Origin of the sequence: Thermoleptolyngbya sp. PKUAC-SCTB121 (assembly GCF_016919485.1) — a bacterium.
GTDB classification, from domain to species: Bacteria; Cyanobacteriota; Cyanobacteriia; order Elainellales; family Elainellaceae; genus Thermoleptolyngbya; species Thermoleptolyngbya sichuanensis.
Genome location: NZ_CP070366.1, coordinates 4,628,657 through 4,647,555, shown reverse-complemented (window position 1 = coordinate 4,647,555; position 18,899 = coordinate 4,628,657). Strand labels below are relative to the sequence as shown.

At 57.8% G+C, this 18,899-nt stretch carries 14 protein-coding genes; 8 read left to right on the top strand and 6 right to left on the bottom strand.

All coding sequences use genetic code 11. The features are described 5' to 3' along the window. The first annotated feature begins 19 nt into the window (after nt 1-19). The 3 genes from fabD (at nt 20) to JTM80_RS18960 (ending at nt 2,202) form a co-directional block, all read left to right on the top strand. On the top strand, nt 20-910 hold the full coding sequence (gene fabD / locus JTM80_RS18970; RefSeq protein ID WP_172355393.1) for an ACP S-malonyltransferase: 891 nt from the start codon (nt 20-22) through the stop codon (nt 908-910). A 36-nt stretch (nt 911-946) separates the two neighbouring features. Further along, a complete protein-coding gene (locus JTM80_RS18965) occupies nt 947-1,579 on the top strand; it encodes a 1-acyl-sn-glycerol-3-phosphate acyltransferase (protein WP_172355395.1) in 633 nt (210 codons plus the stop codon). A gap of 329 nt (nt 1,580-1,908) precedes the next feature. After that, the gene (locus JTM80_RS18960) at nt 1,909-2,202 is read left to right on the top strand and encodes a DUF2288 domain-containing protein (RefSeq protein ID WP_172355397.1); all 294 of its coding nucleotides are present in this window, start codon (nt 1,909-1,911) and stop codon (nt 2,200-2,202) included. A gap of 201 nt (nt 2,203-2,403) precedes the next feature. Here JTM80_RS18960 and JTM80_RS18955 read toward each other — a convergent pair whose 3' ends face one another. The 4 genes from JTM80_RS18955 to JTM80_RS18940 form a co-directional block, all read right to left on the bottom strand. Then, nucleotides 2,404-2,991 (bottom strand): YdcF family protein, encoded by a 588-nt coding sequence (locus JTM80_RS18955; RefSeq protein WP_172355399.1) that lies wholly within the window; start codon nt 2,989-2,991, stop codon nt 2,404-2,406. A 322-nt stretch (nt 2,992-3,313) separates the two neighbouring features. Next, nucleotides 3,314-4,366: a bifunctional heptose 7-phosphate kinase/heptose 1-phosphate adenyltransferase gene (locus tag JTM80_RS18950; protein WP_172355401.1), complete on the bottom strand. Its 1,053-nt coding sequence runs from the start codon at nt 4,364-4,366 to the stop codon at nt 3,314-3,316. A 15-nt stretch (nt 4,367-4,381) separates the two neighbouring features. Beyond that, nucleotides 4,382-5,638 (bottom strand): hypothetical protein, encoded by a 1,257-nt coding sequence (locus tag JTM80_RS18945; protein WP_172355403.1) that lies wholly within the window; start codon nt 5,636-5,638, stop codon nt 4,382-4,384. A gap of 28 nt (nt 5,639-5,666) precedes the next feature. Further along, nucleotides 5,667-6,413 carry a precorrin-2 C(20)-methyltransferase gene (locus tag JTM80_RS18940; RefSeq protein WP_172355405.1) on the bottom strand — a complete coding sequence of 249 codons (747 nt, stop codon included), beginning with the start codon at nt 6,411-6,413 and terminating at the stop codon, nt 5,667-5,669. 158 nt (nt 6,414-6,571) lie between these two features. Between JTM80_RS18940 and JTM80_RS18935 the strand changes: the two genes are divergently transcribed. The 3 genes from JTM80_RS18935 (at nt 6,572) to JTM80_RS18925 (ending at nt 15,323) form a co-directional block, all read left to right on the top strand. Next, the gene (locus JTM80_RS18935) at nt 6,572-8,161 is read left to right on the top strand and encodes a gamma-glutamyltransferase family protein (protein WP_205370094.1); all 1,590 of its coding nucleotides are present in this window, start codon (nt 6,572-6,574) and stop codon (nt 8,159-8,161) included. A 308-nt stretch (nt 8,162-8,469) separates the two neighbouring features. Further along, nucleotides 8,470-9,081 (top strand): chorismate lyase, encoded by a 612-nt coding sequence (locus tag JTM80_RS18930; protein WP_205370093.1) that lies wholly within the window; start codon nt 8,470-8,472, stop codon nt 9,079-9,081. 689 nt (nt 9,082-9,770) lie between these two features. Further along, a complete protein-coding gene (locus JTM80_RS18925; protein ID WP_205370091.1) occupies nt 9,771-15,323 on the top strand; it encodes a PAS domain S-box protein in 5,553 nt (1,850 codons plus the stop codon). A gap of 62 nt (nt 15,324-15,385) precedes the next feature. Here the strand turns inward: JTM80_RS18925 and JTM80_RS18920 are convergent, their stop codons facing one another. Further along, nucleotides 15,386-15,886: a pentapeptide repeat-containing protein gene (locus JTM80_RS18920; RefSeq protein ID WP_205370089.1), complete on the bottom strand. Its 501-nt coding sequence runs from the start codon at nt 15,884-15,886 to the stop codon at nt 15,386-15,388. Nucleotides 15,887-16,019: 133 nt separating this feature from the next. Here JTM80_RS18920 and JTM80_RS23215 point away from each other — a divergent pair, with 133 nt between their 5' ends. After that, the gene (locus JTM80_RS23215; protein ID WP_255548815.1) at nt 16,020-16,151 is read left to right on the top strand and encodes a hypothetical protein; all 132 of its coding nucleotides are present in this window, start codon (nt 16,020-16,022) and stop codon (nt 16,149-16,151) included. On the opposite strand, the gene pheS is transcribed toward JTM80_RS23215, so the two are convergent. Then, nucleotides 16,148-17,149: a phenylalanine--tRNA ligase subunit alpha gene (pheS, locus tag JTM80_RS18915; RefSeq protein ID WP_172355415.1), complete on the bottom strand. Its 1,002-nt coding sequence runs from the start codon at nt 17,147-17,149 to the stop codon at nt 16,148-16,150. The genes JTM80_RS23215 and pheS overlap by 4 nt on opposite strands. A gap of 329 nt (nt 17,150-17,478) precedes the next feature. On the opposite strand from pheS, the gene surE reads away from it, so the two are divergent. Continuing rightward, a complete protein-coding gene (gene surE / locus JTM80_RS18910; RefSeq protein WP_172355417.1) occupies nt 17,479-18,318 on the top strand; it encodes a 5'/3'-nucleotidase SurE in 840 nt (279 codons plus the stop codon). The last annotated feature ends 581 nt before the right edge of the window (nt 18,319-18,899 follow it).

The following is an 18,899-nucleotide window of genomic DNA, read 5'->3' as shown; positions in this document are numbered from 1 at the left end:
GATCACTAGGCGTTGAAATATGACAAAGACAGCGTGGGTCTTTCCTGGGCAAGGGTCGCAGGCAGTTGGCATGGGGGCTGACCTATTTGACCTGCCCGCTGCTCAGCAGCGGTTTGAGCAGGCGGCGGAGATTTTGGGCTGGTCGGTGCCAAAGATTTGCCAGAGCGAAGACGACAAGGTATCCAAAACGCTCTACACCCAGCCCTGCCTCTACACCGTCGAGAGCATCCTGGCAGATTTGCTGCTGGAAAGGGGGCTACAACCTGCGCTGGTAGCGGGTCATAGCTTGGGTGAATATGTGGCACTGTACGCGGCGCAGGTGTTTGATTTTGAGTCGGGCCTGCGGCTGGTGAAGCGCCGGGCTGAGCTAATGGATAGCGCGTCCGAAGGGATGATGGCGGCGCTGCTGGGGTTTGACCGGGCGCAGCTCGAAGCGGCGATCGCCCAAACGCCGGATGTCGTGCTGGCAAACGACAACAACGACGGTCAGGTGGTCATTTCGGGAACGCCGAGCGCCGTGGAATCCATCATGTCTGGGGTCAAGTGCAAGCGGGCCGTCAAGCTCAACGTCAGCGGCGCATTCCACTCGCCCCTGATGGCGGAGGCGGCAGCAGAATTTCGCACGGTGCTGGATAGCGTGGCGTTTCAGACGGCTCAAGTCCCCGTCTTGTCGAACGTAGACCCCACGCCCGCCACCGATGCTGCTGTGCTAAGAGACCGCCTCGATCGGCAGATGACGGGTTCCGTCCGCTGGCGCGAAATCTCCCTCCAGCTTTCCCAGGCAGGCATCGAGCGGGTTATCGAAGTGGGCCCTGGTAAGGTGCTGACGGGTATTATCAAGCGCACCTGCCCGGACGTAGCGCTGGAAAACGTGGGGGCGATCGCCGACATCGAGCGCGTGGCCGTGTGATGCCGCTGAACTCCCCGTCAACCCAACAGTCCTACCATGCGCGATCGCGAACCCCCGGTCAGCCTTGCCCTCTACCACCTGTTCAAATGGTCGGTGGTGGCACCGATGCTGCGGTTTTACTTTCGCGGGCGGGTCTATGGACTGGAAAACGTCCCCCAGCGCGGGCCGCTGATTGTGGTGGCAAACCATGCCAGCGACTTTGATCCGCCGCTGCTGTCGTGCTGTGTGCGGCGGCCCGTGTCCTACATGGCCAAGGAAGAACTGTTTCGCGTGCCCGTGCTAAAGCAGGCGATCGCCCTCTATGGAGCCTATCCAGTAAAGCGGGGTTCGGCGGATCGCAGCGCCATTCGAGCGGCCCTGCATCAGCTTGAGCAGGGCTGGGCGGTGGGAATTTTCCTCTCTGGCACGCGCACCCCCGACGGCCGCATTCCCGACGCCAAGCTGGGTGCGGCGATGATTGCGTCTAAGGTGCAAGCTCCCCTGCTACCCGTTAGCCTCTGGGGTACAGAGGCAATTCTCCCCAAGGGCAGTCGATTTCCCCGCCCAGTACCCATTACAGTGCGAATAGGACAGCCCATTCAGCCGCCAGCGGGCGATCGCGCTGCCCTAGAGCAGGTCACGCAGCGCTGTGTAGAAACAATTCATGCAATGCACGACCTGGGGCGGTAAATTTATGTTAAGAATTATAAATAAAACTCGGATTGGGCTGAGAAAGTCCAAGGGTGAGGGTTGGAATCTGAAGTGCTTAGGGGCTTGCGGTTTGCACTCCTAAGTCCAAGCCACATTTGGAATGCGGGGCTTTACATTGCAGCGTGCAGTGCGACGAACATGACATGATTTGTACTTTGAGTCAGATCTCAGTAAAGTCTTAAGGTCTTAAGGTCTACAGAGAAGGTCTATAGAGTTTTTGTAAGGGAACCGCCCGATTTTAGGGGAATCTCATCGAACTGCGGTCTATAGAACTAGACCAACCATGTTGAGTAGCGAGGGTTGTCAGAATGCAGGATTTGCGGGCAGAGCTGGCGGGCACGATGGGCGAGGCAGAGTGGGACTGGCTCATGCCCCATGCGGAGCGGAATGCGCTAGTGCTGGTGGCCACAGGTCTGGATTTGCTGGATGTGGGCGTGGCGATCGCCTCGGATCACACCACAACGGTGCAACGATGGATTGACGAAGGACTGATCCAAAAACCCAGCCCTGAGCAAATCAAAACCTGGAACAGCAGTCGCAACAAGCGATTCAACGCGCTGATTTTGCAGCCCTACGTACTGGTGCAAGACGTGTTGGCGTAGGGATGAATTGGCGTAGAGATGATGGGATTAAGGGGGTATATCCCACTTTTACAACCCTCACCCTAAATCCCTCTCCCAAGGCGGGAGAGGGACTTCCAATCCGGCTCCCTTTCTCCCGCTTTGGGAGAAGGGGCTGGGGAATGAGGGCAACCTTGCACAACTGGGATGTGCCCGATCAAGGCGACCGATTTCTGGCTGAGGCTAGTCTCGAAAGTAGCGGCCTAGCGTCGCGCCCGTGTGCCCCGTCGTCACCCACAGCACGGCTCTGGCGGCATCTCGCACCACCTTATCAGTCGTTTCGGCAGGCTGCGTCGAAGGCACTTCCACTGGCTTAAACTCGATACCCCGGCTGCCCAAGACGATTTTGCCAATCACCCGGGCGCGGCGCATATGGTAGTCAGACGTAATTAGGTAAATGCTGCTGATCCCCTGGGCCTTAAACTCATCTACCAGCGTTGTGAAGTTGGTGAGGGTATCCACTGCTCGATAGTCCAACCGGAGGCGATCGCGCTCAATTCCTGCCTCCCTAAACACCCATTCCGCATATTCTGGATTGCTGCCCGACGAAATCCAAACGGGCAGATCGGGATGCTTTCGAGCAAACTCTGCTGCAAACTGCTCTCGCGCCGTTGACCCACCCAACACCAGCACCGCCTCTGGCTCTCGCAGCAAAGTCCTGACCTCCTTGAGCGCAATATAGCCCAGCCCCAAAACCAGGGCAAAACCCAGCAGTTTGGCAAGCCCAAATTGCCGCTGGCGACGACGAGTGGTAGGAAAGATAGAAGACATGGCGCAGCGTAATCCAAATCCGAAGCAATCTTACTTGAGAGAACCCTTAAAAGGTAACCAGCTAAACCTTTTTCCGCAATCCCAGTGGGCATGGGAACTTGCCTCACCGCACTTCATGGGTGCGATTTGGGCGATTGTCTCTTCGCAGACGGTGACTCCGCAGACGGTGACTCCGCAGACGGTGACTCCGCAGATGGTGACTCCGCAGACGGTGACTCCGCAGACGGTGACTCCGCAGACGGCGACTCAAGTGCTTACACTCTATCGCATCACTTTAGGGCAGATCCCAACAGGCCATAGAAATCTTTCGATTATTAGCGGGTTACTTGCTGGCTTCCACCAGGCTCCGGAGGGCAGCTTTCATTTCCGCCACGCTGGTCGTAGCTGTACCAAATTGACGGACGACAATGCTGGCGGCCAAGTTGCCCAGGATCGCCGCTTCTACGGGTGTTGCGCCGACGATTAGCCCGAGCGTCAGCGCCGCCACCACGGTATCCCCCGCGCCTGTCACGTCAAACACGTCCGTCCGGTTAAACGCAGGAACGTGGTGCTGGGAACCGTCCTGGCTAAACAGGCTCATGCCCTCCTCGCCGCGAGTAATCAGCATGTGCTGGGCGCGGGTCAGACGCAGCAGGTCGGCTCCTGCCTGGGCAAGGCGATTCCCGGAAGGAGCGCTTCGCGAATCGCCCCCTGTAATTCCATAGCCCACGGCTTTCTCTGCTTCCGGCAGATTGGGCGTGAAAACCGTGGCTCCAGCAAAGCGATGCAGGTCGATCTGGGTATCCACGACACAGAGAGAATGCTGCAAGGCGGCCTCGATCACCGGGGCACTCAGCACGCCGTCGCCATAGTCCGAACAGACCACCGCGTCTACGGTATTGAGGTGCTGCCGAATATAGTCCGCCAGCGCCAACTGCAAGTCTGGATCAGCGGGCGCGTCGGACTTGCGATCGACCCGCACGATCTGCTGCGTCACAGACTGACGAGCATGGCCGGAAATGCGCGTTTTGGTGACCGTGGGGCGATCGCCGTCCAGCAAAATGCCGCCTGTGTCGATGCCTGCCGCCTCGAAAATGCGCCGCAGCACTGCCCCCTGCTCGTCTTTGCCCACCAACCCGACGGCCTTGACCTGCGCCCCCAGTTTCGCCAGGTTATAGACCGCGTTTGCGCCGCCGCCGGGAATTTGCCGCGTCTCCTCGTGCCGCAGGATCAGCACCGGAGCCTCCCGCGACAGCCGCTCCACCTGCCCCGTCAGAAACTCGTCTAGCGTCAGGTCACCCGCTACCATGACCCGCGCCTCGGTAAACCGATCCATTAGCGCGTTCAGTCGGGGGGCGATCGCCCGCAGGTGTTCCAGAAACGCTGCCTCTACCATGCGCTTGTCTCCTCTCTAGCTGGCAGGCGACGGAGCGGGCACAGGCAGGTCTGGGCAGCGCTCATTCTTCTGCGAATATTTCACTTCAAACAAATAGGGACGAGTTTCGCCTGTGGTGTTTTCAATTGGGCGAGTCCGCACGACGGCGATCGCATCAGCGTTCAAAATGCCGTAGCCAGAACTCCGCAGCAGCGTCGGCGGCTGCACCTGCTTGCCTTCGGCATCTACCACCACACCAACCACTGCCGACGGCACTTTATCTTCATCCAGCTCTAGCTGAAGCAGGCAAGCATTCAGCGGCAGTTCGACCGCAATCTCGCGGGGGCGCACCGCATCGGGATCGGGAATTTCCACGCCAAGCTGCTCAAACCAGGCAATGTAGGCCAGATTCGCCTCATCGGGCTTCGTCCCCTGGGGATTGTAGGCAAACAGTTCCGGGCGATCGCGCTGGAGGGCTGCGAGCTGCTGAGCAGGCGACAGAGCAGGTGCGGTCGGGGTTGGCGAAGCCGCTGGAGAACTGGGAGCCGCCGGAGAAGCCGCAGGACTGGGCGCTGGGGAGGCCTCGACCGTCGGAGAAGCCGCCGGACTGGGCGAGGCTGTGGGGCTGGGCGAGGCCGCAATCGACGGCGCAGGCGAGGGGCTGGCAATCACCGACGGCGGCGTGGGGAACAGGGGCGAATTGTTTTGGGAGCCAGAGGGCAGCCGCAGCGAGGGCCCATCGATGGAAAACTCTGGGTCTAGCGATGGAATTGACGGAGAGGGCGAGGGCACAAGCGACGGAATCGACGAGGGCGCGGACGATGGGGGCAGCGTAAAGGTAGATCTAGGCGGCAGCGTCGTCCGGGGGCGGCTAGTGGCGCTAAAGCGAGGACTGAGGGACGACAAGGGCGGCAAGGGCGGCGCAGGCGGCACAAAGAAGGGCGGCAGCGCAGAGGGCGATCGCCCCGTTTGCCCCGGCAGCGGCGACAGGCTAAAGGACGACCCCGGCGCGGGCTGCGGCAGCGTCGTAGAAGGATTCGAGAAGGTGGGCAATTCCAAATTTGGCTGGGCAAAACTGGGAACGCGGCTCAGTTCCTCCGGCGTGAGTTGCACCAGCGACACAGGCCGCTGCACCTGTCGCTCGGTCGGCAGCTTTTGCCCCGGCAAAAACGGCAAAAACGCCCACAGCAATAGATGCGCCCCTACTGAAGCCAGCGCCGCCCAGAACAGCGGCTCCTGCGACCACCGTTGCAGCCAATTTTCGGGATAGGGTTCAGCAGAGTAATACGTCATACGCGCTTCGTCGAAAGCCTCTGAAATTTTAGCGTAGGGAGGTCAGAGTGGGGGTCGGCAATTGCTGATCTGTGCCACACTTCACCAACAACAGCGAAAAATAGGGCAGCTTTAGCGAAGGGCGATCGCGCAAGTCGGCATGGATTACCTGCGTGGGCTGGCTGGCCCGCTCGACCACGTAACTGTGCTGAAGCAGACCGCGCCGCTCCAGCACAGGCCAGACTTGTTCGTACACTGAACTCACTTTCATTAAAACCAATACATCCGCCGTATCCAGCGCCGTTTCCAAATCTGCAACGGTGTATAAAGCGGGCAGCACCACCAGCCGCTCGGCCCGCACAGTCAGCGGTAGACCCAGCGCCGCCGCCGCCGCCATTGGAGAGCAGATGCCAGGAATCGTCTCTACCTGCGCTTCGGGGTGTTGCTGCATCACGGTCTGCGCCAAATAGGTAAAGGTGCTGTAGAAGCTGACATCACCTTCCGACACAAACACCACGTCGTCGCCCTGCTGCAAATAGTTCCAGACCTGTGCCGCAGCCGTTTCCCAGGCTTGCCTCAGGGTCGCCTCCTCCTGCACATAGGGAAAGTCCAGCGCCAACTGCACCTGGTCTGGCCGCAGCCACTGCGCCACAATCTGCTGCGCTACGCCCTGCTTGCCCCCTAGCCCCGCCGGAAACGCCACCACGGGCGACGACTGCAACAGCCGCAGCCCTTTCACAGAAATGAGTTCTGGGTCGCCGGGGCCAGCGCCCACGCCGTAGAGGGTACCTGTCATAAAGGAGATTGGGAGTTTGGGAGGGGGGTGAGATGATGGGGGGAGGAAACGAGGAGAGCCTGCTGTTCTCAACGCAACTCTCTCCCTATCATGCTATCCAGCATGACGCTTCGTTCTATTTCCCTGACCCACTAGATTTCCTACTGCTAGGCTTCCGCATGACCCTCACTCACTATCCCTATCCCTCCGGTCGTCGCGTCATTATGGGGCAGCGATGCGCGATGGCGACGAGTCAGCCACTAGCCACGATGGCGGGGGCAGAGATGATCTGGGCAGGGGGGAATGCGGTGGATGCGGCGCTGGCGATGGCGATCGCCCTGACGGTCGTAGAACCCACCTCCAACGGCATTGGGGCGGATGCGTTTGCGCTGGTGTGGGACGGGCAACTGCACGGGCTGAATGCGTCGGGGCGGAGTCCCCAAGGGCTGGCGCGGGCAGACTTTGGCGACTCGGCTACAGTGCCGCTGTGTGACTGGCGGGCGGTGACGGTGCCGGGGGCGGTGTCGGGCTGGCGATTGCTCTGGCAGCGGTGGGGCCAGATCCCCTTCGAGCAATTGTTTGAACCTGCGATTCGCTATGCGGAACAGGGCTTTCCGGTGTCGCCAGAGACAGCGCGGGCATGGCAACGGGCAGAGCGGGTGTTTTTGCCGCTGCAAGGGAAAGAATTTGAGCCGTTCAAGCGGGTGTTTTTTGCGGGCGATCGCGCTCCTAGAGCGGGCGAAATCTGGCGCAGCGAGGGCCATGCCAGAACCCTGCGGGCGATCGCCCAATCCGGCGGCGAGGCATTTTACACCGGCGAGTTGGCCCAGAACCTCACCCGCTTTGCTGCCAGCACGGGCGGATTTTTGACGCTGGCAGATCTGGAAAGTCATACCGCCGACTGGGTTACGCCAATTTCGACGACCTACCGCGACCTGACGGTGTGGGAACTGCCGCCCAACGGCCAGGGCATCGCCGCACTGATGGCGCTCAACATTCTGGAAGGCGTTGACCTGGGGCGCTATCCCCGCGATTCGGCCGACAGTTTCCATTGGCAAATCGAGGCGATGAAGCTGGCCTTTGCCGATGCCTATCGCTACGTTGCCGATTCGCGCAGTCTGGAATTTGACCCGGCGCGGCTGCTGGACAAGGGCTACGCGGGCGATCGCCGTTCCCTCATTGCCGACACCGCCCTGCCCCTGGCAAAACCCGGCATCCCCAAAGGCGGCACGGTGTTCCTCGTGGCTGCGGAACCCGACCTGATGGTGTCCTTCATCCAGTCCAACTACGAAGGCTTTGGCAGCGGCATCTTAATCCCCAATACGGGCATCGCCCTGCACAATCGCGGCGCGGGCTTCACGCTGGAACCAGGACACCCCAACGACTATGCCCCCAGCAAGCGCCCGTTTCACACGATTATCCCCGGCTTTTTGACCCGCAACGGACAGCCGCTCGGCCCCTTCGGCGTGATGGGCGCACCCATGCAGCCCCAGGGCCATGTGCAGGTAGTGGTGAACTTGACCGACTACGGCATGAACCCCCAAGCTGCGCTGGATGCTCCCCGCTGGCGCTTCCTGCGGGACAACCAGGTGCTGCTGGAACAGGCCGTGCCGCCTTCTGTGGTGCGAGCGTTGGGCGATCGCCATCATGCAGTCCAGGTCAGCGCCGAAGTCAGCCAGTTTGGTAAAGGGCAAATTATCTTGAAGCACAGCAGCACCCTGATCGCCGCCACGGAACCCAGGGCAGATGGCGTGGCGATCGCCCTTTAGGAAGAAGGGAGAAGAAAAAACGAAGAACGAAGAGCGAAGAACGAAGAGCGAAGAACGAAGAACGAAAAGGGTTGGGGTATTTCCGTCTGTCCATCGCCTCTGCAATTCACGTTATTATGCAAGTACAAGCTTAAAGTTTTGTAAACGACTGCGCTTGGGCAGCCACTCGCGATTGTCTCAGGAGGCAACTGCACTAGAGCCAGCGCCATCGTCACGGGTTGACAGCAGTGCTAACTATTTGGCAGCTAGCCGGCCGGTCGTTGCTCCGCTTTACTAGCCCGTCCCCCCACTCCTACCCTTAACGCGCCTTGACTCCAGCCATCAAGCCTTCCCAACGCCCAACCCTGCCCACTGCCTGGCACGCCCTAAATCCGCTCTGGCAGGGTGGAGAAGATGTCGTGCAAAAAGGCTTGCCCCATCACCAACTGGCTCCGGCGTGGCAAATGCTGCTGCTGGGAGACGGTTCCCCCACCCGCCACTTGCAATTGCTAACGGGCGAACCAACCGAGGTGGACGTGATTGATATGTCGCTGGTGGGCATGGATCATGACTATGCGCCGGAGCAACTTTCCGTAGTGCCAGGGCCACGGGTGCGGCGACAGGTGTGGCTCCGCACCGCGTCGGGGCAGCGCCTCGCCTATGCTACGTCCTGGTGGAACGCTGAGCATGTGGATGAATATCTGCAAAATCGTTCGCTGGGGATCTGGGTCAACCTGACGCGGCTCCGCACCGAGCTATATCGGGATGTGCAGGGCATTTACTACGGGCATTCGTCGAGTTTGGAACTGGCGTTTGGCGAAGCGGGGCCGTTTTGGGGGCGGCACTATCTCTTCTGGCATCACGGACACCCGATTACGCTGATTTACGAAGTGTTTTCGCCCTATCTCAGGCAGTATCTGGGCCCGGTGCGCCATGTTTAACTGCCATATTTAACTTTGAATCGGCATAGCAAGGCTGTTGCTGTTATGCGTCCCCAAGCCAGCCCTTAGGCTAGAAGAAGCGCGATCGCCATCAGAAGGCCGCCAAGCAGAACTCAACCCCACAAAACGGAAGGGATTGCAAATCGAACTGTTTCTCTACGCAATGTTTCAGTTGTGGAAGGATTGCTCGTCCCGTTAGGCTTGCAAATAATCCTGGTGCTTTTGGCAAGCAAAGGTTTCTGGCTACAAAATCTGGCTACAAAGTTCAGCTACAAAGAAAACTAGCTACAAAGAAAAACAGATCCTTAACCTTTCTAGCTCAGCGATACAATCTGGGTGACTGAGCGCATCCTTGAATAGTGAGGAGTACGGTTTTGCGTCGTATGTGCATCGTATACGTGGCGATACCTTGCACAAACCTCTTATCCCAGCCTTATTTGTTTGTCATGATGATGCCTGATCGGTCGCGGCGCTTACTTCCTGAGACAGATGTTTCCTGTAGCGTAAGCAAAGGACATAACACTGAAGGCTTTGATGAAATAGAACCGACCATAGAGCCGACTGCAGAGCCGACTACAGAGCCGACTACAAAACTGGATCAAGGGACAGAAGCGCTTCATCGCTTAGCGGCTTCTTTTGACCCACAAAGCTGGATTCTGAAAACTCGACATGAAGAGTTTGCTGCTCATTTGCGCTGTTTCCTCCAGCAGGTCTGTGAAGCGGGCGAGTGGGCGCTGGGAGTCTGCTGGCTTCCCCAAGATCCTCTAGAACATCAGGGATGGGCGGCGAGTTGGATCAGGCCGCTGACGGCGCAGGACGGTTCGGTAGAGCCAGAGGTGCCCGCTGTGCCCACTTTAGATATGCCAGTTACAGAAGGTGTGTCGGTTACAGATCTGCCCATCACAGATTTACCAGTCGTAGATCTACCAATCACAGACCTGTTGGGACGTGCAGGTGTGGCGCTGCTGGAGCGGGCGTGGAACCATCGACAGGCGGAATGGATCGTGGATCTGACGAAGCGACCTCCGGAGGCGCGAGAGGAATCGCCTGTGCCTGCGACGCAGCCGAATCCAGCCGTAGCCCCAAGCCTGGCTCCAAACTTGGCTCAAAACTTGGCTCAAAACATCGCTCTAACCGGAGTTCCAAACTGGCGATCGGCGCTGGCGGTGCCTGTGATGGAGAGCGATCGCCCGTTGGCAGTGCTGCTGTTCGCTAGTCGAGATGCACGGGACGAAGATTCTCAAGTCGTGCAACTGATGAGGGCGATCGCTGCTCAGCTAGGTGCAGTAATCCAGGTTCGCCAAACGGAAGCAACCCTGCGGCAAAATGAGTCCCGATTTCGCGCCGTTTTTGAACACGCCAACATCAGTATTGGCATGACAGCGCTGGACGGTCGCATTATTGATGTCAACGCAGCCTCGACCCAGCTCTTTGGCTATAGCCGAGAAGAGTTCTATCGGATGAACTTCAAGGACTATACCCATCCAGAGGATTTGGAGATCGACCTAGACCTGTTGCAAGACATGATCGAAGGGCGGCGCAATCACTACCAGCTTGAAAAGCGCTACATTCGCAAAGACGGGAGCATCTTTTGGGCAAACCTGACGGTCTGTGCTGTGCGCGATGAGCAAGGGGCGCTGCAATTTACCTTTGCCATTGTGGAAGACATTACTAACCGCAAGCAGGCCGAAGATGCGCTGCGCCAGAGCGAAACTCTTAACCGCAATCTCCTGAGGGCGCTGCCGGAAATGCTGTTTATCGTTGATCGACAGGGCACTTGTCTGCATATTCAAACGGAGCAAGACGATGATTTGGTGTGTCCTCTAAGTGACCAACTGGGTCGGCAGATTGAGGAACTGTTGCCTGCTGAGGTCGCGCAGTCGATGATGCGGGCGATCGCCCAGGCAGCACAAACCGGAACCGTGCAAACCCTGGAATACAGCCTGCTGCTGCAAGGCGAGGAGCGCTGCTTTGAGGCTCGCATTGCCGACTGCGGCCCAGAGTCGCTTCAGAGCAGCAATCAAATCTTGGACAACCGGCTGGGCAATCTGTTTGCCTGTTCGTTAAACAGCCCGACGGGTTGCCAAGCCTCTGACCCAATTTTCATTGTCAGCGTGCGAAATATTACCCAGCGCAAGCGCACTGAGCGGGCCCTGCGGGAACAAGAGGCGTTTCTGAGGCTGATTATCGACAATATTCCCCAGCACGTTTTCTGGAAAGACTGCAATCTCATCTATCGCGGCGGCAACCGCAACTTTGCCCATTCCGCCGGATTCGAGCGTCCAGAAGACCTGGTGGGAAAATCTGACCACGACCTCTGGCCTACTGACCAGGCGGATCGCTACGTGGCGAGCGATCGCGAAGTGCTGGCAACTGGACAGGCCAAGCTGCACATGGTTCGCAAAAAGGTGCTGGCTGACGGCCGCGAGATCTGGCAGGATGCCAGCAAGGTGCCCATTCGAGATGCCGACGGCAAGATTATTGGCATTCTTGGCTCCTACGATGACACCACCGAGCGCAAGCAGGCCGAAGAAGCCCTGGCCCAGCGAGAGCAATACCTTGCAACGCTGGTGGACGTGCAGCAGCAGTTGCTCTCGCTGGACAATCCAGCAAAAATTTATGCTCTTGTCTCCCAGCGCCTAGGACAGATTTCTGGCACAAGTCGGGTCTACGTGTTTGAAAACAGCCGCGACTCGGACGGCAATTTGCGGATGCACTATGTGCATGAATGGTGCGCCGAGGGAATCTCTCCCAACATCGACCGACCGCTGCTCAAGGGATTGCGCTATCTCGACTATTCTACCCAGTTTGAACAGGTCCTCTCCGAAGGGCGACCCTATGCGGGGATTGTCGCGGAACTGTCTGCCTCGGAGCGGGCCGTGCTAGAGCCGCAGGGCGTGCTGTCGCTGCTGGTGTTGCCGCTGCAGGTGAATGGCGAGTTTTTTGGGTTTATCGGCTTTTCAAACTGCGTAGAGGTGCGAACCTGGACGGCGGCGGAGGTGGGTTTGCTGCGGGCGGCGGCGGCGGCCGTTTCCCTGGCCTTGGAGCGGGCCCAGGCGGCAGAGGCGCTGCGTCAGAGCGAGTCCCGCTATCGGCTGTTGGCCGAACACGCCACTGACCTGATTTCTGTCCATGCGCCCGATGGCACCTATCGCTATGCCTCCCCGGCTTGCCAAGCGCTGCTGGGCTATCGTCCAGAGGATTTGGTAGGGCGATCGCTCGCAGATCTTCTGCACCCCCAAGATTGCGAAAGTCTGCTCAACACAGCGCTTCCCCAGTCTCCCTCGCAGTCTCCGCCGCAGTCCCCGTTGCAGTCTCTCTTGCTAAATCGTGGGCCCGTGGTCTATCGCATTCGCCATGCCAAGGGTCACTATATATGGTTTGAAACGCGCAGCAAAGCGCTCTGCGATCCCGCCACGCAGCAGGTTCTAGAAATCATCGCCGTTTCCCGCGACATCACCGAGCGCAAGCAGGCGGAACAATTATTGGCAGGGCAAAAGCGGGTTCTGGAAAAAATTGCGACGGGTGCCGACCTGACAGAAACGCTGAAACTGCTGCTCCAGGTGATGGAATCTCAAGCAGACGGGCTGATTGGCTCAATTTTGCTGCTTGATGCAACAGGGCAGCGGATCGAAGGCGGTATCACCAATAGCCTGCCCGATACCTATGTCGAACAGCTCATCGGCGTGCAAATTGGCCCAAAGGTGGGTTCCTGCGGCACAGCAATGTATCGGCGATCGCCCGTGATTACCCCTGACCTCTACCAAGACCCCCTCTGGGAAGACTATCGCGATTTTGCACGGCAGTTTGGGCTGGTGTCTTGCTGGTCGCTGCCCATTCTCTCCTCCCAGGGCAGTGTCTTGGGCAGCATTGCGATTCACAGCCGGACGCCGCGTACCCCAACCGCCACCGACTGGTCACTGCTGGAAATTTCTGCGCCGCTGGCGGGCATTGCCATCGAGCAGGCGCGGGCGGATGCGGCCCTGCAAGCCGCCGAAGCCAAATATCGGGGCATCTTTGAAAACGCGGTGGAGGGGATTTTTCAAAGCACCCCCGATGGGCAATATCTGATGGTCAACCCGATGCTGGCACGACTGTATGGCTACGAGTCGCCCGCCGACCTGGTGGCGAATTTGACCAATATCGGGCAGCAACTCTATGTAGATCCGCAGCGTCGGGCAGAGTTTGTGCGGCTGATGCAGACCGTGGGCACGGTTCAAGGGTTCGAGTCGGAGGTGTATCGAAAGGATGGCAGTATTATCTGGATTTCGGAATCGGCGCGAGCGCTCTACGATGCGGCAGGAAACCTGATCCGGTTTGAAGGAACCGTGGAAAATATCACCCGACGCAAGCGGGCAGAATTGGAACTGCTGAACCGCGACAATCTGTTGCAGGGGGTTGCCCAGGCTGCGAACTGCCTGCTCACCCATGAGGATTTATCGACGGCCATTTCCGAGGCGATCGCCATTCTGGGCACGATGGCCCGGGTTGATCGGGTGTTTATTGCCGAAAATCATCCCCACGAAACGACGGGTGAGATGGCCATGAGTGTCCGCTATGAATGGGTTCGCAAAGGCACAGTCCCCTGCCTGTCCGACTGGCAAAATCAGCCCTACGCCGCCCACGGTCTAGGTCGCTGGTATGAGCAGTTTTTGCTAGGCAAGTCTGTGGGAGGAATCGCGCGAGAGTTGCCTAGGGTTGAGCAGGATGTACTAGCAGCGGTTCGTGTGCTGTCTTCGCTGATGGTGCCGATTTTTATCGAAGATGAGTTTTGGGGGTATATCGGGCTGGATGACTGTCATGCTGAGCGGCAATGGTCTGCAAGCGACGAATCCAGCCTACGGGCGATCGCCGCCAGTTTGGGGGGCGCGATCAAGCGTCAACGCACCGAAGAGAAAATGCGCTACCAGGCCTTTCATGACGCGCTGACAGGTCTACCCAACCGGATGATGTTCAACCGCCATCTGTATCTCATGTTGGCCCGCTCCCGCCGTGGAAAAGAGCCGTTTGCCGTCGTTTTTCTAGACCTGGATCGGTTCAAGACCATCAACGACACGCTGGGCCATACGGTGGGCGATCGCCTGCTGGAACAAGCCACACAGCGCCTCACCTACTGCCTGCGCGAAGAAGACATCATCGCCCGCTGGGGCGGCGACGAATTTACCCTGCTGCTGCCCAATCTAAAATCGCCCCAGGATGCCAGCCGGATTGCTGAACGCATCTCGGAGAACCTGCGCCCCCCCTTCTACGTCGATAGCCACGAGCTACACATCACATGCAGCATGGGCATTGCCCTGTTTCCAGAGCACGGAACCGATGCCCAAACCCTGCTGAAAAATGCCGATGCCGCACTCTACCTTGCCAAAGGGCACGGACGCGATAATCATCAGTTTTACACGCCCGCAATTACTAGCCAGTCTACAGAGCGCCTCGCCCTCGACAGCAGCCTGCACTACGCACTAAAACGGCAGGAATTTACCCTCCACTATCAGCCCCAAATCAATGTCCTGACGGGGGAAATTATTCAGATGGAGGCACTACTCCGATGGACTCATCCCAAACTTGGGCTAATTTCACCCCAGACTTTTATCGGGCTAGCAGAAGAAAATGGGCTGATCGTTCCCATCGGGTTTTGGGTTCTCCGCACAGCCTGTCTGCAAAACAAACAGTGGCAAGAAGCTGGATTCGGCCCGCTGCGAGTGGCGGTAAATCTATCCGCACGACAGTTTCAGCAGCCTAACCTGGTAGGTGCGATCGCCAGCATCCTAGAAGAAACGGGATTGCCGCCAACCGGCCTGGAGCTAGAGATTACCGAGACGGCTGCGATGCAGAATGTAGAGTTCACCACCACACTGCTGCACGAGTTACAGGATATGGGCGTGCGGATTGCAATGGACGACTTTGGCACAGGCTACTCGTCGCTGGGCTATCTGAAGCAATTTCCGCTCAATACACTGAAAATCGACCGATCCTTCGTTAAAGATGTGACGGCCAACCCAGACGATGCGGCAATTGTGGCGGCAATTGTGGCGCTAGGCCAGGGGCTGAACTTGAACGTCGTCGCTGAAGGCGTAGAAACGATAGACCAGCTCGCCAAGCTGCGATCGCTCCAGTGTGAAGAAATGCAGGGCAATCTCTTCAGCCGTCCGCTAGATGCAGCGACTGCCACCCAATTTTTGCAAAAGAACCAGCCCCGCAGCAACCTCCAGCGGTTCTGTCAGCCGTTCGATCGGTCAGGCTAAAGAGCAATTTGGTTAGACGGCGGCACTGTCAGCAAGGAGCTTGAGAAATCCGCTGGAAAGCTCTACTTGCACCCCAGCGATTCTCGTGTATCAGCGCCAGTCACCGGGTTTATACCTGATGCCGTTTTGCATAGATGAAGCACTTGCTCTCGATCCAGCATGGCAAAGGTAAAATCAGCCCCGTCCACCTTCGCACCCTTGAAGTTACTTTTCAGCAGCATGGCAGAAGTCAGCACGGCATTGCTCAGGTCGGCTCCTGCAAAATTGCTGAGGTAGGCAATCCCATCGGTCATGTCGATTCCTTTCAGGTTGGCCCCCGTAAGCGTGGAACCGTTGAACACAGCCCCGCGCAGGTCAGCACCGCTGAAGTCTGCTCCAGCAAGCTGAGCATTGGCAAATTCGGCTTGAATCAACTGTTGTCCTGCAAAATTTTTGGTGGTGGCTTCTACGTCGTCGTAGGCGCGGATGGCAGCAGAACTCGCGGCGATCGCCCCCTGCGGCAGCCCCATCAGCCCCACCCACAGCCCAAACACCAGACCCAGCAACGCTCGAAGTAAACGCATGGTCGTTTTAGAAATTCACGCTCCCAACGTTAATAAACGTAACATTCTGCCGCCATGTTTTGGCAGCCCACTTCAACAGCCCACTTTAACAGCCCGCTGCAACAGCACAACCTGACCGCACAATTTGGATAGCATGGCAGGTTGGATAGCATGGCAGGCACAGCAAACTCGACGGCGCAAACTCGACGGCGCAAGTTCGACGGCGCAAGTTCGACGGCGCAAGCACGGTTCAACCGCCAACTTAGACCATGACTTGCCAGACTAAAACTGCCGCAAAAAGCGCAGATCGCTCTTGTAGAGGTCGCGGATGTCGGTCATCTGGTGCAGCACCATCGCAAACCGCTCTACCCCGAAGCCGGCCGCAAAGCCCGTGTAAATTTCCGGGTCATAGCCAACCGCTTTTAGCACGTTGGGATCGACCATGCCGCAGCCCAGCACCTCCAGCCAGCGTCCCCGCCAGCGCACGTCTACCTCCGCCGATGGCTCCGTAAATGGGAAGAAACTAGGCCGAAACCGCACCTCGATCTCGCCAAACATCTCTTCCAAAAAGGTCTTGATCGTACCGCGCAGGTCGGTGAAGGTCAGCCCCTCATCCACCGCCAGAATTTCAATCTGGTGAAACACCGCCGAATGAGTTGCATCTACCGTATCGCGTCGATAGACCCGCCCCGGAGCCGCCACGCGAATCGGCGGTTCGTTCGCCTCCATATAGCGAATCTGCACCGAAGACGTGTGGGTTCGCAGCAGGTTGCCATCAGGCAGATAGAACGTATCCTGCATATCCCGTGCCGGGTGGTCAGCGGGCGTATTGAGCGCCTCAAAGTTGTAGTAGTCGGTTTCCATTTCGGGGCCCTGGGCCACGGTATAGCCCAGACCCACAAAAATATCGAGCGCCCGGTCAATGGTGCTGGTTAGGGGATGGTTGCGCCCTTGGGGCCGGAACGTTCCGGGCATGGTCACGTCCAAGGTTTCCGCGGCCAGTTGGGCCTCAATTTGGGCCGCTTGCAGCGCCGCCTTTTTCTGATCCAGCCCCGTTTGCACGACTTCCTTGACCTCATTGGCCAGGGCCCCAATGCGGGGACGCTCTTCAGCGCTCAGCCGCCCCATGCCGCCCAGCACTTGCGACAGGCTGCCCTTTTTGCCCAAATACTTGATCCGGAGTTGTTCTAAATCTTCGAGGGAAGCAGCAGCGGCGATCGCCCCTTCGGCTTCTTGCTGCAACGTCGTCAACTGGGTTTCTAGCTCTACCAACTGGGTGGTCATACAGGTTGTCTGGCGGGTTGTTCTGAAAGGAATGTCTGAGGAATGTCTGAAAAGGACTGGGGAGAAGTCGCCCAGAAGAACCAGGAAAGAGGAATCTCTTCGAGCCAGTCTTCAAGAGCAACAGTCGGCGTAGAGCTACAATCCCTACTCCCTTAGTTTACCGATAGTTTACCGAGCTTCATCCCTCAACGACCCACCTCCCCACAGGATCGCCCTCTACAACAGAAGCATGGCGCAAGCGGAGAATAGCAGAGGAAGAATAGTAATGGATAAGCCAGCCAATCGCTTTCATAATTCTGAATGGGCCCACCTCAATCAAACCACCCACTATGCACCTCTTAATCAGCAACGATGACGGAATTTTTTCTCTAGGAATTCGCACCCTGGCAAACACCCTTGCCCAAGCAGGGCATCAAATCACCGTCGTCTGCCCCGACCGAGAGCGATCGGCCACTGGGCATGGGCTAACCCTCCACAAACCGATTCGGGCAGAGCAGGTCGAAGGTATCTTCCAGCCTAGCGTCATGGCCTGGGCCTGTTCGGGCACCCCTTCTGACTGCGTAAAGCTGGCGCTGGGAGCGCTCCTCAACACCCCCCCTGACATGGTGCTATCGGGCATCAACCACGGCTCTAATCTGGGCACAGACGTGCTGTATTCAGGGACTGTTTCGGCGGCAATGGAAGGCGTTATCGAAGATGTAACTGGCATTGCCTTCAGCCTCACCAGCTTCTCCTCAAAAGATTTTCAGCCTGCTGCCAACTTTGCCCAGCGGCTCGTTGCTTACTTAGCCGCCAACCCGCTGCCCCAGCCGATGCTGCTGAATGTCAACGTGCCCGCTGTGCCTGTCGAAAAAATTGCGGGCGTAGCCATAACTCGACAGGGACTCCGGCGCTACATTGACCAGTTTGAAAAGCGAATTGACCCCAGGGGCAAAACCTATTACTGGCTGGCGGGCGAGCTGTTGGAAGACGTGCCGCAGCCAGACCTAGAACTGGTGGTGACTTCGCAGACCCGGCTCGGTGAAGCCAGCGGAACATGGCTGAATCAAATGATGACCGATGTCCAGGCCATTCGCCAGCACTACATCACCATTACGCCGCTGCAATATAACCTTTCCTGTGCCCACGGTTTGCATCATCTCCGGGATTGGACATTATCGGTTGAATAATGAGTCAAGCTCAGCCCTAAGCCAGGCTACAGTCAGTTGGCCAGCAGTCACTCGGCCAGTTTGGCAGAGATGGGGGCAAATGCAGCAAATGCAGTATGGGATCGAGGTGGATAATCGGTTAGCCAAAGAACAGCACTCGTTTCTTGACAAATTTCAATCAAATTTCAAACAAAGTTCAAAAGTTCGTAGAATCTGAATTTTTTCTATGAATTGCGGATGTCAGCTTCAACTGAATGAAGCATGATGAACGAGCCAGTCGCAAATTTCCACCCTCGCGGGCAAAACCCCAGTGCTGCACCGATGCTGAAAGTTTTTTGGTTTTTTGTGAATTTGGTTCTATGAATTTGCAGCAAACAAAATTTCTTGTGAGATTAGAGCAATGTCATGATGAAGAGGGAACTCTAGGATTAAGGATGCAGCCGGGCGGTCTTTCCCCCTTTACAATAGGGTCATAGGCTGGTGAGTGGTGTGTTGAGCCTGGTTTACCTCCAAATGGCTCGATCAGAGGTACGGTGCAAACTGGGTGAAACATTTTTGGGGCCTTTGGCGCAGGTAGCACAGGAGTAATGCCGGATGCTTGC